The 13,840-nt window shown below is 72.4% G+C and carries 14 protein-coding genes and 1 pseudogene; 10 read left to right on the forward strand and 5 right to left on the reverse strand.

From position 1 onward, the window contains the following. Window positions 1–175 precede the first annotated feature (175 nt). The 5 genes from OG199_RS07600 to OG199_RS07620 all read left to right on the forward strand — a co-directional run bounded on the left by OG199_RS07600 (window position 176) and on the right by OG199_RS07620 (window position 3,403). The gene (locus OG199_RS07600; RefSeq protein WP_356803379.1) at window positions 176–625 is read left to right on the forward strand and encodes an ATP-binding protein; all 450 of its coding nucleotides are present in this window, start codon (window positions 176–178) and stop codon (window positions 623–625) included. A gap of 299 nt (window positions 626–924) precedes the next feature. Next, window positions 925–1,398, forward strand: a complete 474-nt coding sequence (locus OG199_RS07605; RefSeq protein ID WP_356803414.1) for a hemerythrin domain-containing protein — start codon at window positions 925–927, stop codon at window positions 1,396–1,398. A gap of 174 nt (window positions 1,399–1,572) precedes the next feature. Continuing rightward, entirely contained in the window at window positions 1,573–1,920 is a 348-nt protein-coding gene (locus OG199_RS07610; protein WP_356803380.1) for a hypothetical protein, read from the forward strand. Between the two features lie 77 nt (window positions 1,921–1,997). Next, window positions 1,998–2,465, forward strand: coding sequence for an MSMEG_6728 family protein (locus OG199_RS07615; protein WP_401805372.1), 468 nt, complete (start codon window positions 1,998–2,000; stop codon window positions 2,463–2,465). A gap of 134 nt (window positions 2,466–2,599) precedes the next feature. After that, window positions 2,600–3,403, forward strand: a complete 804-nt coding sequence (locus tag OG199_RS07620) for a Cof-type HAD-IIB family hydrolase (protein WP_405828713.1) — start codon at window positions 2,600–2,602, stop codon at window positions 3,401–3,403. Between the two features lie 52 nt (window positions 3,404–3,455). On the opposite strand, the gene OG199_RS07625 is transcribed toward OG199_RS07620, so the two are convergent. After that, window positions 3,456–4,421 (reverse strand): pirin family protein, encoded by a 966-nt coding sequence (locus OG199_RS07625; protein ID WP_356803386.1) that lies wholly within the window; start codon window positions 4,419–4,421, stop codon window positions 3,456–3,458. Between the two features lie 188 nt (window positions 4,422–4,609). On the opposite strand from OG199_RS07625, the pseudogene OG199_RS07630 reads away from it, so the two are divergent. The 3 genes and pseudogenes from OG199_RS07630 to OG199_RS07640 all read left to right on the forward strand — a co-directional run. After that, a pseudogene (locus OG199_RS07630) lies at window positions 4,610–5,083 on the forward strand (MarR family winged helix-turn-helix transcriptional regulator); the annotation flags it as partial. Between the two features lie 152 nt (window positions 5,084–5,235). Further along, window positions 5,236–5,676, forward strand: coding sequence for a MarR family winged helix-turn-helix transcriptional regulator (locus OG199_RS07635; protein ID WP_405828715.1), 441 nt, complete (start codon window positions 5,236–5,238; stop codon window positions 5,674–5,676). 114 nt (window positions 5,677–5,790) lie between these two features. Then, the gene (locus tag OG199_RS07640; RefSeq protein WP_405828717.1) at window positions 5,791–6,138 is read left to right on the forward strand and encodes a tetratricopeptide repeat protein; all 348 of its coding nucleotides are present in this window, start codon (window positions 5,791–5,793) and stop codon (window positions 6,136–6,138) included. Between the two features lie 339 nt (window positions 6,139–6,477). On the opposite strand, the gene OG199_RS07645 is transcribed toward OG199_RS07640, so the two are convergent. Genes OG199_RS07645 through OG199_RS07655 form a run of 3 tightly spaced genes read right to left on the reverse strand, consistent with a single transcriptional unit; the run spans window position 6,478 to window position 9,303 of the window. Further along, window positions 6,478–7,440, reverse strand: a complete 963-nt coding sequence (locus OG199_RS07645; RefSeq protein ID WP_405828719.1) for a M56 family metallopeptidase — start codon at window positions 7,438–7,440, stop codon at window positions 6,478–6,480. A gap of 6 nt (window positions 7,441–7,446) precedes the next feature. Next, a complete protein-coding gene (locus OG199_RS07650) occupies window positions 7,447–7,875 on the reverse strand; it encodes a BlaI/MecI/CopY family transcriptional regulator (RefSeq protein WP_168531381.1) in 429 nt (142 codons plus the stop codon). Between the two features lie 36 nt (window positions 7,876–7,911). Next, window positions 7,912–9,303: a PepSY-associated TM helix domain-containing protein gene (locus tag OG199_RS07655; protein ID WP_405828720.1), complete on the reverse strand. Its 1,392-nt coding sequence runs from the start codon at window positions 9,301–9,303 to the stop codon at window positions 7,912–7,914. Window positions 9,304–9,506: 203 nt separating this feature from the next. On the opposite strand from OG199_RS07655, the gene OG199_RS07660 reads away from it, so the two are divergent. Next, window positions 9,507–10,160, forward strand: a complete 654-nt coding sequence (locus OG199_RS07660) for a peptide deformylase (protein WP_356803390.1) — start codon at window positions 9,507–9,509, stop codon at window positions 10,158–10,160. A gap of 323 nt (window positions 10,161–10,483) precedes the next feature. Then, window positions 10,484–12,070: an ABC-F family ATP-binding cassette domain-containing protein gene (locus tag OG199_RS07665; protein ID WP_405828723.1), complete on the forward strand. Its 1,587-nt coding sequence runs from the start codon at window positions 10,484–10,486 to the stop codon at window positions 12,068–12,070. 288 nt (window positions 12,071–12,358) lie between these two features. Here the strand turns inward: OG199_RS07665 and OG199_RS07670 are convergent, their stop codons facing one another. Continuing rightward, window positions 12,359–13,792: an NAD(P)/FAD-dependent oxidoreductase gene (locus tag OG199_RS07670; protein ID WP_356803396.1), complete on the reverse strand. Its 1,434-nt coding sequence runs from the start codon at window positions 13,790–13,792 to the stop codon at window positions 12,359–12,361. Between the last annotated feature and the right edge of the window lie 48 nt (window positions 13,793–13,840).

Genomic DNA, 13,840 nt, shown 5'->3' on the forward strand with positions numbered 1-13,840 from the left:
GACCACGCGGAAATCCACCAGCCCCGCCGGGCAGGGCCGCCTGCCCCACGCAGGCGTCGCCGGAACCGCACCGCCCCATGGGTGGCGCCTGTGGGCGGCTCATCACAGGTGACGTGCCGGACTGGGGTACGCGGCGCCTGGTGGGGTAACCGGCGGGAGACGGAAGCGGGCACGCATGGACGCAACATCCGGGGACCCGGGCTCGGGACAGCCCGGCGCTGCCCCGGAACTGAAGGCCTCACTCACCTTGGACGGCGACGGATCCCGCATCGCCCAGGCCCGCCACCTCGCAGCGGCTTTCCTCACGAAGGTGAGGGTCGAGTACGGCACCCCGGTGGCGGCGGACACGGTGCAGATCGTTCAGCTGATCGTCAGTGAACTCGTCACCAACGCCCGCAAGTACGCCCCCGGGCCGGCCCTCCTGCGCCTGCGCACCACCGGCCCCGTACTGCGGGTCGAGCTCTGGGACAGCAACCCCGTGCTGCCGGCCGCCAAGGCCACGGATCCGTCACGCATCCGCCAGCACGGACTGGAGATCGTCGCGGCCCTCGCCCGCAGCGTCACCGTGGAGCAGACCTCCGTCGGCAAACGCATCACAGCCGACGTCGTCCTCGCCACCCCGTGACCGAAGCGGATGCGCTCTCCCCCGCCGTGTTCCCGGACCGGTGACCGATCAGGGAGCGGACGAGCAGTCGTCGGGACGGTGTCTCTCCGCGCCCGAAGCGGCCCCGGAAGCCCCTTCGGGACCGGCACCCGACCGGGCGGCCGGCGCGCGGAGCGTGAGCGTTCGGCGTAGGTGGGTCGCCTGTCCGGGCCATCCCTCTCCGGCGAACGGTGTCCCCGCCCCTGCTCCGGGTACACGGCGTCAGGGTGGCCGGCCAAACCGCCCGGCGACCGGAATGAAGCGACATGAAGGAGAGCCCCGTGGACGGGATCGTGCTGCTCAAGGATGACCACAAGACGGTGGAGAAGCTGTTCAAACAGTTCGAGAAGGCCGGCGCCGACGCCCACGCCGAGAAACGGAGGATCGCCGACCAGGTGATCGAGGAACTCACCACCCACACCTGGATCGAGGAGAAGATCTTCTACCCGGCCGCCCGCGAGGCGGCCCCCGACACCAGGGATCACGTCCTGGAAAGCGTCGAGGAACATCACGTCGTGCTGTGGATGCTCTCCGAGCTCAAGGACCTCGACGCGAGCGACGAGCGGTTCGACGCCAAGATGACCGTCCTCATGGAGAACGTCCGCCACCACGTCGAGGAAGAGGAGAAGGAGTGGTTTCCCGAGGTCCGCAAGGCCATGGGCCGCAACCGCCTCACCGAACTCGGTGACCAGATGGAGAAGGCGAAGAACAGGGCGCCGGGTGACCCCCTGGCCGTACCCAGTGCGGACCAGTAACCCCCGCACACCTCACCGCACTTCCTTGCAGCGCCGCCCGGCCCGACTCGCGCGACGGGGTCGGCGGCAGGCGCTACGGCGACCTGGCGCATCGCACGAGCGGTACGGGGTACTCGCGGAGCAGACACCCGGGTCCAGCAGACACCCGGGTCCAGCGGAAGAAGCGTGAAGCACATGCTGACCCACTCGCTCGAGCGGGGCGTACTTGTCCTCACGCTGAACGACGACCCGGCCGGCGACAGCCGGGACCTCCTTCCCCACTACATCAGCGATCTCATCCACGCTCACAGCCCCGCGCCCGTCGTGATCGTGCTCAGCGCCGCCGCGACCGCGGCCGTGATCGGTGCGGTCCTGCACGCCCACCGCATGTGCGGCCGGCTCGACGTTCTCATGTCGGTGGCCACCCCCAGCGCTGCCGCCCGTCGCGCGTTCGAAGCCCAGGTCACTCCCCGCGGCACGCGTCTGGTCGTGCACGCCCGCACCGAAACAGCCATCGACACGGCATTCGCCACCGCCGCGTGACCGGGATCGGAACCGGTACAGGGATCGGCACCCGAATCGGCCGTCTGGGAACCGGGCCGCCGCGGTAGTCATCCTGCGTGCAGACCTTTCTCCCGTATCCCGACTTCATGCAATCCGCCGCGGTCCTGGACCAGGCGCGTCTGGGCAAACAGAGAGTCGAGGCCCTCCAGGTACTGCGCGGCCTGACCGTGCCCGGCTACGGATGGCGGCACCATCCCGCGGTACGCATGTGGATCGGCTACGAGGAGGCCCTGGTCCGCTACGGCCTCGACGTATGCGCCATGTGGGCGGCGGAAGCACGCGCCGACACCTGCGCTGCCACCCTCACCACCGACTTCGCCCGATACCGTCCCGGTGCCACCGTACGTGTCCAGGAACAGCTCGCCGACGACGACGAGCTACCACCCTGGCTGGGAGACGCCGCCTTCCACCGCAGCCACCAGTCGGCACTGGTACGCAAGGCACCGGAGATCTACACCCCGTTCTTCCCGGACGTCCCGGACGATCTGCCGTACGTCTGGCCGACGTCCGACCGGGTCGCTTAGCTTGCGCGTGGCCCGTCGTCGGGCCCCCGCAAAGGCTGCGCCCTATAATCTGAATTCGCACATATGCCTAAGGTCCGACATATCGCCCTCTCTGCCCGGACCCATCTGCCGCGACCAGAGCTCACGGAGGCGTGATGCCGACCCGACCGATCCGCCTGCTTCTTGCCGACGTCGACGGCACTCTGGTCACGAACGAGAAGCTCCTCACCGACCGCGCCGTCCAGGCGGTCCACAGACTCCACGACGCCGGCATCCTCTTCGCGGTGACCAGCGGGAGACCACCCCGCGGCATGTCCATGATCATCGATCCGCTGGCGCTGACCACCGAACTCGCCGCTTTCAACGGTGGTCTCATCGTCAAGCCGGACATGACCGTTGTCGAACAGCAGGTCATTCCCGAGGAGGTGGTGGCCCCGGTCGTCGCCCTGATGGAGTCGTACGGACTCGGCGTCTGGATCTACCGGGGCGCCGACTGGTACGTCCGCGACCTCAAGGGGCCGCACGTCGATCGCGAGAGCTGGACGGTGCAGTTCGCGCCCACCCTCGTTCCCGGATTCGACGGGCTCGAGCAGGGCACCGCCAAGGTCGTCGGGGTCAGCGACGACCACCAGGTCGTGGAGGCGGCCGCGGTCGCAGCGCGCGCACAGTTCGGCGAGCATGTCTCGGCCGCCCGCTCGCAGCCCTACTACCTCGACGTGACCCATCCGCAGGCCAACAAGGGCGGCGTCGTGAAGTACTGGTCCGCCAAGCTCCGGATCTCCCCGGAAGAGATCGCCACGATCGGCGACATGCCCAACGACGTGCTGATGTTCGCCCACTCGGGACTGTCCATCGCGATGGGCAACGCCGGCGACGAGGTCCAGCGCGCGGCGAGACGGGTGACGACCAGCAACGAGGAGGAGGGTTTCGCGAACGCGGTCGAGCAGTTCATCCTGTGACCCACGGCTCCGGCTCGACCGTCACCCACCCCCCGGCGGACACATCGCCAGGTCAACGCACCCGGCCCCGCGGTTTCAAGGCCACCGGCGGGAGTTCGGGCGCCGACAGCCGGTCGCCGTCGTAGCCGTGCACCTCCCCGAAACGGGACCCTTCCATCCAGTCCTTCCGGCCCTCTTCGATCTCCTGCTGGGAACGCCCGATGAAGTTCCACCACATGACCAGCTCCTCCTCGAACGGCTCGCCGCCGAGGAGCATGAGGGACGCGTCCGACGCGGCGCGCAGGGGCAGTTCGGTGCGGCCGCAGCCGAGGTAGAGCATCGAGCCCGGGAGGACCGGCACGCCGTCGACGTGGGCCTCGCCCGACATGGACAGCACGGCGTACTCGAAGTCGGGCTCCAGCGGCAGACGCACGTCGGCGCCGTTCGCGAGGGCCAGGTCGGCACCGACGATCGGGCTGTACGTCGTGCCGGGCGAGGTCGTGCCGTCGACGGTGCCCAGGATGAGCGTGGCCTTGACACCGGGCGCCGTGACGAGGGGCAGTTCGGCGTGGTGCTCGAAGTGCGGGTCCGTGTGCCGGTGGCCGTCGGGAAGGGCCACCCACAGCTGCGCCCCGTGCAGGAGGCGGGCGTGCGACTTGGGGCTCTCCTCGGAGTGGCTGATGGCGCGGCCGGAGGTCATGAGGCCCAGTTCGCGCGGGCGGATCGTCTGCAGGCTGCCCGTGGAGTCGCGGTGCAGCACCTCGCCCTCGTGCAGCCAGCTGACGGTCTGGAGCCCCATGTGCGGGTGCGGCGGGACCTGCATGCCCGGCTCGTCGGCGATGTCGTCGGGGCCGTAGTGATCGACGAAGCACCACGCGCCGATCATGCGCCGACCCAGGTTGGGCAGCAGGCGCCGGACTTCGGTGGACTCGCCGAGCTTGACCCGGCGGGGACTGAGGAGTTCACGCACCGGCTCGGCCACCACGAACCCGCGGCCACCGCACAGGGCGGGAACTGCGTCGCGATCAAGATTGCTCATGGCGCACAACCTAGCCCCGTCGAGGACCGTCCGTCAGGTCATCGTCCCTCCGGCGGGACCGGCGCATGGCTCAGAACCGATGGGGGCGCCGGGCGGTCCTAGGGCCGCGGTCGGAGGGAACTACGCCATTGGTCCGAGCGTCCGAAAAATAGTAGCCATGGATATAGTAGCCATGTACTGTTTTTTGCATGAGTTCGGTGTTCGAGCACGCGACCCCCGGTTTCCTCGTCTGGCGCCTGTCGATGAAGTGGCGGGTGGCCGTCGACCGGGCGGTCGCGCCGCTGGGTCTGACCCACGCCCAGTACTCGCTGGTCGCGTCACTGTACGGGATGCACCACGCAGGGCAGCGGCCCAGCCAGCGGCAGCTCGCCGACCACACCGGACTCGAACCGCTCTACGTCTCGAAGCTGGCCCGCTCGCTGGAGACGGCGGGCATCGTCGACCGCACACGGGATCCGGCCGACCCCCGGGCCGTCCGGCTGTCGCTCACACAGGACGGGCAGGCGGTCGCCCACCGCGCGATCAGGGTGGTCCACGGGGTGCTCGACCAGCTCCTCGAACCCCTCGGCGGCTTCGACGGCGAGCGCACGCGAGCGTTCAGCGGCGAGCTGGCGGCCCTGCTCGGCGTATCGCTCGATCCCCGCCCTGACCAGTCCACCGACCCCGATTCCGACGCCGACCGGACGCGTTCCAGCCACGCACCGGCACCGTCCGATCAGGCACCTTCCAGCCACGCCCCTTCCAGCCGCACACCTTCCGATCAGGCGGATGCCACTCAGCAGCATTCCGATCAGCGACGTTCTGAGGAGCACTCATGACCACCACCACTCCCCCGGTCAACGGCCAGGTCATAGGCCTGGCCCACTACGCGAGCCGCGCGGTCCTGGAGACCCTGCTCGCCCGCACCGGGACCACCTTCAACCAGTCAGTGGCCCTGCGGGTCGTCTCGGACCAGGGCGGAGCAGTCGAGCGCGCACGGCTCGTGGCCCGCCTGACCGGCGCACTGAAGATCGAGGAGGCGACGGCCCGCCGGACCGTCGACGAGATGACGGCTCGCGGGCTGCTGGCCGAGCCGACCGCCGGTCAGGTGTCGCTGACCGAGCACGGCGGCGAGCTGTACGAGCGCATCCGCACCGGCGGGAACGAGATCGCGGCCCGGATCTACGCCGGCATCCCGGCCGAGGATCTGGCGACCGCGGGCCGGGTGCTGGCCCTGGTCACGCAACGGGCCGACGCGGAGCTCGCGGGGGCGTAGGGCCGCCGGCCCGGGTCCCGACACGGGCCTCGGACACCCCGAGGACCGGCAGCATCCGCGTTCGTGGAATATTCAACCAATCCTCTCGGTTGAGGCGCTCGAAGGAGGTCAGCAGTGGACATGGAGTACTACGCCCACGGGACGGCCGCGGAGCGCTGGGAGCGGGCGCGGTTGTTCTTCGACGCCAAGGACTACGCCGGGGCCGCGCGGGTCCTGGACGGGCTGGTGGAGGAGGTGCCGGAGCAGGTGGGACCCCGGCTGCTGCTGGCACGTTCGTACTACCACTCCGCCCAACTGCGCCGCGCCGAGGCGGAGTTGCGCACGCTCGTGGAGCTCGACCCGGTGGAGCACTACGCCCGGCTGATGCTGGGACGCACGCTCCAGCGCCAAGGCCGCGAGGACGAGGCCGAGTCGCACCTGCGGATCGCCTCGGCGCTCGCGGGCGACTTCGAGCGGGTGTGATCGCCGTCTGAAGGACCGGAACACCGTGGGGTCCGGGACACCTCCGGAGTTCCTTGCGGGCAACGCCCTCCGCCGCGCGGACGGAAGAGGCCGAGCCCGAAGCGCGCGGGCCGGACACCACGGTGTCCGGCCCGCGTCGTGGTGTGCGGCCTCCGTCCCGCGGTGTACGGCCCGTTGCCGCACTCGTGGTCGAGTACCTCGCCGGCACCGTGTTTCCACCCGGACGCGGGAGCCGGGACGGCCCGGCGGTCTCGCACCCGGCGCCCCAGCGCCCCGGTGGCCAAGCGGCGATGCGGCCATGGCCATGGGCCATGCGCACCCGCGACCTGGGCGGGACGGCTAGAGCGGCGTGGCCGCGTGGAGGATCAGGAACATCGTCACGGCCGAGTTCGCGGAGGACATCGCGGAGACCAGCGTGCCGACCGCGGCACCCCAGGCGGCCAGCCCCACCGAGGTGAACACCGACGGCCAGCTGCGGGCCACGGGCGCCGGCCCCAGCAGCGCGGCGACCCTGCGCGGCACGGGACCCGCGGACGCGAACCCCGAGAACCCCGAGAACGCGGAGGACCCCGAGATCCCGGCGAAAGCCGGCGCCGCACCCGACAGCAGGGCGGCCTTGCCGATCGCCCGCGCCACCACCCTGCGGCTTCCCACCGACCGTGCCGCGTCCTCGTCCGCCCATCGCTCCGTGGTGTAGGCGACGGCCGTACGCAGCGGGCGCAGGAACGGGTTGGCGCGTGCCGCGAGTCGTACGGCGAGCAGATACCGGTGGTGACGGGCGGTCAGGTGGGCCCTCTCGTGCGCGAAGAGGGCGCGGCGCTCGGGCGGGATCAGGCCCCGCAGCAGGGCCGTGGTGACCACGACCCGCCCGCGGGGCCTGCCGGGCAGGGCGTAGGCGTAGGGCTTCTCCTCCGGGAGCACGACCACGGTCGAGGCGGGCAGTCCGGCGAGTGCCCGGCGGGCCCGGCGGGCGATCCGGTGGTGACGCCACAGGGTCCGCGCACACACCGCCAGGACGACCACCAGGGCCGGGATCGCCGCCTTGCCCGCGATCTCGTCGTACGGCACGGCCGCGCGCACCTCGGGATCCGACCAGCCGTCCGGCAGCGGGTTGCCGGGCAGTTGCGCGGTGCCGACGACCATCAGCAACGCCAGGCAGAGTGTGCTGCACACGGCCATGACGGCGGCGAAGGCCGTCAGCAGGCGGGTGGCCGTACGCGGGTGCAGGTGCAGTGCGGCGAGGCGTGCGACCGGCCAGGCGGTGAGCGGCAGGACCAGCGGCAGAAAGACGAAGACCCCCATGAGACGTCAGTCTTCCGTACCGCCGGCCGCTCCTGTCGCGTCGGTCGCGTGCGCCGACTCCAGGAGCGCGCGCAGCACCTGTTCGTCGTCCGGCGGCAGCGCGGTGACGAAGCTGGCGAGGACGGCCTCGCGGTCGCTCTCGCCGTCGAGGAGCCGGCGCATCTTGAGCGCGGCCAGACTCGCGACATCGGCGGTGGGACGCCATACGAAGGAGCGTCCCCGGCGTTCACGGGCCACCGCGTCCTTGGCGAGCAACCGGGTCAGGATGGTGACGACGGTCGTGTAGGCGAGGTCGCCGCCGAGGCTCTCCTGCACCCAGGCGGCGGTCACCGGGGCGTCCGCCTCGCGCAGCGCGCCGAGGACCTGGCCCTCCAGCTCGCCCTGCCCGCGCCGTCTGGAAGGCCGGTCCGGGACCTCGCGGTTGCGCTGCGCCATGTCCGTCTCCCTCCGCCGTTCGCGTCCACGATCACGCTACCTGGCCGCGGGCGTGCCCCGGCCCCGCCGGTGGGCGATCTCGCCGAGCAGGACGTCGACGGCGACGAACGCCACGAGCGGGATGCCGAGCAGCGGAACGAAGTAGCCGAGAACGGCGACGGCCGCCATCAGCGGGACGAGGACCGTGGGCGGCACCTGCTGCCAGGCACCGCGCGGGATGGGCCGGCCGAACGCGGCGGCGCGACCGCGCTGCCACCACATGCGGTAGCCCCACACGATGAGCAGGATCAGGCAGAGTGCGAGCGCCGTCAGGGCGATCTGGTTGGCGAGGCCGAAGAGGACACCGGTGTGGGCGTCGATGCCCCAGCGGGTCAGCTTGGCGAGCACCGGGTGGTCGGCGAACCGCAGCACGTCGGTGACCTCGCCGGTGGCCGGGTCCACGGCGACCGCGTCCTGTTTCTCGGGCCAGCTGCGCTGGATCTGCCGCACCACGTACGCGGAGGAGGCGTCGGCGGGCGGGACGATCTCGACGGGGTCTCCGAGGCCCTCGGAACGGGCGGCCCCGAGGATCCTGTCGATGTCGGCGGGCCGGGGCGTGACACTCCCGCCGGCCTCCGTGCCGCCGTGGCCCGCGTGCTCACCGGCGCCCGCCGCCGACACGGAGGGCGTCGCCTGCCCGAGGGAGGTCCTCAGCTCGTCGATGGTGGCGCCGGCGTACGTCGACCAGGTCAGCCCGGTCGCGGAGAGGAAGAAGAGCCCGGCGGCCGCCCAGACGCCGACGGTGCCGTGCAGGCCCAGCGTGCGACGGCGCCCGGACGTGCCGCGCACCTTGCGCCGGGCGCGCCTGCGTCCGAACCACAGCACGAGGCCGCCGCCCGAGATCACCCACAGCCAGCTGGCCGCGAGTTCGCTGTACAGGCGCCCGGTCTGGCCGAGCAGGAGGTTGGCGTGCAGCCCGTCGATCCAGGTGCGCAGCGGGAGCCCGCCGGTGGAGCCGTACTGTTCGAGGGCTCCGCGCACCTGGGCGGTGTACGGGTCGACGAACACCGCGAGGGTGTGGTCCGGGTCGACGCCCGGTACGCCGGAGAGAAGCACCCGGGTCGTCGCGTCCGCCGCGGGCGAGGGGCGTACGGCGGAGACCGTGCCCTGCGGGTGGGCCTTGCGGGCGGCGGCCACCTGCTCGGAGAGCGGCAGTGCACGGTCGCCCACCGGAGCGGTCAGCTCGTGCGCGTAGACGATCTTCTCGGCCTGGAACGAGGCGGCGTAGAGCAGTCCGGTCACGGCGGCGACCAGGAGGAACGGGGCGACGAGCACTCCCGCGTAGAAGTGCAGGCGCAGTATCAGGGGGCGCAGGGCGGCTTTTCGGGCGGGGACCGGGGCGACAGGGCGCGGAGTGTCGTCCGTCGTGATCGTGGGAGCGGTGGGCATCGGCGGGCTTCTCCGGTGGGGGTGGGGACGGACTCGGGCCGTGGGCCGGGGAGTTGGGCTTCCCGGCCGGTGGTGGTCCAGAAGTCGGGACAGGGGTGCGCCGAGTTCCCGGGCGACGATGTGGTGTGGGTCACAGATGAGGATCCGTGCGGTGCGGCTTGCGCCGCCTCGCACGGCGCGTTCCCTCTTGGCATGCTGGCGCGATGGCATCCGAACGTGATCTCGCCTCCCGCCCGCTGAACGACCTGGTCGAGGAACTGCTGGACCGGGAAGGCCCGTTGCCGATCGTGGCCGCCGGGAACCCGGTGCTGCGCCGCCCCGCCGAGCCGTTCGACGGTCAGCTGGACCCGGGGCTGCTGAGCCGTTTCGTCGCCGCGTTGCGCGCGACCATGCACGCGGCGCCGGGGGTGGGCCTCGCGGCGCCCCAGGTCGGCGTACCGCTGCGGCTCGCGGTCATCGAGGATCCGGCGCCGGTGTCCGAGGAGGTGCGGGTGGTACGCGGACGGGTCCCGCAGCCGTTCCGGGTGCTGGTGAATCCGGTGTACGAGGGGGTCGGCGCGGGTCGGGCGGTGTTCTTCGAGGGGTGCCTGAGCGTGCCGGGGTGGCAGGCCGTGGTGGCCCGGCACGCCGAGGTGCGGCTGACGGCGCTCGACGAGCTGGGCCGCGGGGTCGACGAGGTGTTCACGGGCTGGCCGGCCCGGATCGTGCAGCACGAGACGGACCATCTGGACGGTGTGCTGTATCTCGACCGCGCGGAGGTGCGCTCGCTGTCCTCGAACCAGGAGATGGCGGAACGCTGGGCACAGCCGACCCCGGCGGAGGCGGCGGCGGCCCTGGGCTTCACGCTGCCGGACTGAGGCCCCGCGACTCCGGGAGTCCGGGAGTCCGGGGCCCCAGGGCTCCGAGGCTCCGAGGCTCCGACGCTCCGAGGCCGGTCTTGCGGAGCTCGGGCACCCCGGCGTTCCCACGCCCCGGAGTTCACCCCCGTCGGACTCGCCCCCCCCTCAGGGTCCACCCCGACGCCGACCGAAAGCCCCTCCCCCGCCCCGAAATTCAAAGGCGCCGATCCGAACGCCCCGCTAGCCTGACCGCATGTCCACGCCCCGAATCTCTTAGCTCCAGGACCCGCTTCCACGCCACACGTGTGTCCTTCTGCCGATTGATTCCCGGAGCATCTCCCATGATCACCGTGCGCGGTGTCGACGTGCGCGTCGGCGCACGACTGCTGCTGTCCGACCTCTCCTTCCACGTCTCCCCCGGCGACCGCATCGGCCTGGTCGGCCGCAACGGCGCGGGCAAGACCACCCTGCTGAACACCCTCACGGGACGCGTACGCCCCGCGGCCGGGTCCGTCGCCGTCACCGGGCAGGTCGGCCACCTCGCCCAGGACTCCCGGGCCGCCGACCCGCGGGTGACGGTCACCGACCGGATCCTGTCGGCGCGCGGCCTCGACCGTGCCGTCCGCGCACTGCGCGCGGCGGAGACCGCGCTGGCCGACGGGACCGAGCGCGCGATGAACGCCTATGTGCGCGCCGAGGCGGAGTTCCAGGCACGCGGAGGCTACGCGGCCGAGGCGGAGGCGGCCCGGGTCGCCGCGGGCCTCGGGCTGCCGACGCGGGTGATGGCCCGGCCGCTCGGTGCCCTGTCCGGTGGGCAGCGCCGCCGGGTCGAACTGGCCCGCATCCTCTTCGCGGACCACGGCACCCTGCTCCTGGACGAGCCGACGAACCACCTGGACGCCAGCTCGATCGGCTGGCTGCGCGGCTTCCTGACGAGTCATCAGGCAGGTCTCGTCCTGATCAGTCACGACACCTCGCTGCTGGCGGCCGTGGTCAACCGCGTCTTCCACCTGGACCCGCACCGCGCCACGCTCGACGTCCACAACACGGGCTGGCACACCTACCTCGCCCAACGGGACGCCGAGGAGCGGCGCCGGGCGCGGGAGCGGGCCGGCGCCGAGCGCAAGGCCTCGGCCCTGCACGCCCAGGCGGACCGGATGCGCGCGAACGTCGCGACCGCCGTGGCGGCGAAGAACATGGCCCGGCGCGCCGACCGCCTGCTGGACGGGCTCGAACCGGTCAGGAGGCGGGACAAGGTCGCCCGGATCCGGCTGCCGGAGCCCGCCCCCTGCGGGCGGATGCCGCTCGGCACGGTCGCCCTCACCAAGTCGTACGGCGAGCACCGCGTCCTGCGCGGCGTCGACCTGGCGGTCGACCGGGGCAGCCGGCTGGTGGTCCTCGGTCCCAACGGCGCGGGCAAGACGACACTGCTGAGGCTGCTCGCCGGCCGGGAGACCCCGGACGACGGCCGCGTGGTCCACGGTCACGGGCTGCGGATCGGCTACTTCGCGCAGGAGCACGACACGCTCGACCCGACGGACACGGTCCGCGGTCATCTGGCCGCGGCCGCCCCGCACCTCACCGACGGGGAGGTGCGGCGCGTGCTCGGCGCGTTCCTGTTCACCGGGGACGACGCCGGCAAACGCGTCGACGTCCTGTCCGGCGGTGAGAAGACCCGCCTCGCCCTGGCGGGGCTGGTGCACTCCGGCGCCAACGTCCTGCTGCTCGACGAGCCCACCAACAACCTGGACCCGGCCTCCCGCGCCGAGGTGCTTGCCGCGGTGGGCACGTATCCGGGCGCGATCGTCATGGTCACCCACGACGAGGGCGCGCTCCGGGCCCTGCGCCCCGACCGGGTGCTGCTGCTCCCGGACGCGGACGAGGACCTGTGGAGCGAGGAGTACCTGGAGCTGGTGGCGCCGGCGTGATGCCGGTGCCACCGGCGTGCCGGCCGGGGCCCGGGTGCGGCGGCCGGATCAGGTGGCTCCGGCGCGCGGTCCCTCGTCGGCCCGGCCGGGCGGGGCAGGGTGCGTACGGCTATGCCGGCCGCCCAGCGGGGCAGGGTGCGTACGGCTGCGAGGCGCCGGAGGGCGACGAGGCGATGGGGGTCCCCCCGCTCGAGCGAAGCCGAGCGGGGGGGGAGTCGGCGACCGACGACAACGCCGCGGTGCGCGTGCCCAGGCCCGCGTCCCGCCGCCTGGTCCGAACGACCGGTCCTACGCGTCCCGGTACGCCTCCAGCAGCCGCAGCCACACCTCGCTCACCGTCGGATAGGAGGGCACGGCGTGCCACAGGCGGCTGACCGGCACCTCGCCGGCGACCGCGACCGTCGCCGAGTGGATGAGTTCGCCCACGCCGGGTCCGACGAGGGTGAGGCCGACCACGATCTCGCGGTTGACGTCGACGACCATGCGGGCCTTGCCGCGGTAGCCGTCGGCGTACAGGCCCGCCCCCGCCACGGAGGACATGTCGACGTCGACGGCGCGGACCCGCAGGCCGGCGCTCTCGGCCTCGGCGAGGGAGAGACCCACGGCCGCGGCCTCCGGGTCGGTGAAGACGACCTGGGGGACGGCCGCGTGGTCGGCGGTCGCGGCGTGCGCGCCCCAGGGATCGCTCTCCAGGAGCGGGACGCCGGCGGCGCGGGCGGCGATGGCGGCGCCCGCGATCCTCGCCTGGTACTTGCCCTGGTGGGTGAGGAGCGCGCGGTGGTTGACGTCTCCGACGGCGTACAGCCACTCGCTGCCGGTCACCCGCAGGCTGTCGTCGACGTCGAGCCACGAGCCCGGCTCCAGGCCGACCGTGTCGAGGCCGATGTCCTCGGTGTGGGGCACCCGCCCGGTGGCGAACAGGATCTCGTCCGCCTCGATGCGGTCGCCGGTGTCCGTCAGGGCCACCACGGTCGAGCCCTCGCGCGTCACCCCGGTCACCGAGGTTCCGGTGCGGACGTCGGCGCCCGCCTCCTTGAGCGCGTCGGCGACCAGCTCACCGGCGAAGGGCTCCATCCTGGGCAGCAGCGCGTGGCCGCGGACGAGGACGGTGACCCGGGAGCCGAGCGCCTGCCAGGCCGTGGCCATCTCGACGGCGACCACCCCGCCGCCGACCACGATGAGCCGGTCCGGCACCTCGTGGGCGCTGGTGGCCTCGCGGCTGGTCCAGGGCTTGACCTCGGCGAGTCCGGGCAGGCCGGGCAGCAGCGCGCGGGTGCCGGTGCACACGGCGACCGCGTGCCGCGCGGTGAGGAACCGCAGCTCGCCGTCCGGGCCTTCGACGCTCACCCGGCGCGGCCCGGCGAGACGTCCGTGTCCGCGGTAGAGATCGGCTCCGATGCCGTCGAGCCAGGCGACCTGTCCGTCGTCCTTCCAGTTGGAGGTGTAGTAGTCACGGTGGGCGAGCACCGCGGGGGCGTCGAGCGGGCCCTGCACGGCTCCGCTCAGGCCGGGCACGCGGCGGGCGTCGGCGCGGGCGATGGCCGGGCGCAGGAGGGCCTTGCTGGGCATGCAGGCCCAGTACGAGCACTCGCCTCCGACCAGCTCGTTCTCCACGATCGCGGCGGAGAGGCCGGCCGCGCGGGCGCGGTCGGCGACGTTCTCCCCCACGGGGCCGGCGCCGAGCACCACTACGTCGTAGGCGATGGATTCCGTTTCCGTCATGCGCCCAGTCTGGTTGTTGGTGTGCGCCGTGGCCACACGGGTACGTGC

The sequence above is a fragment of the Streptomyces sp. NBC_01176 genome (assembly GCF_045039825.1).
In the GTDB taxonomy this organism is placed as follows: Bacteria; Actinomycetota; Actinomycetes; order Streptomycetales; family Streptomycetaceae; genus Streptomyces.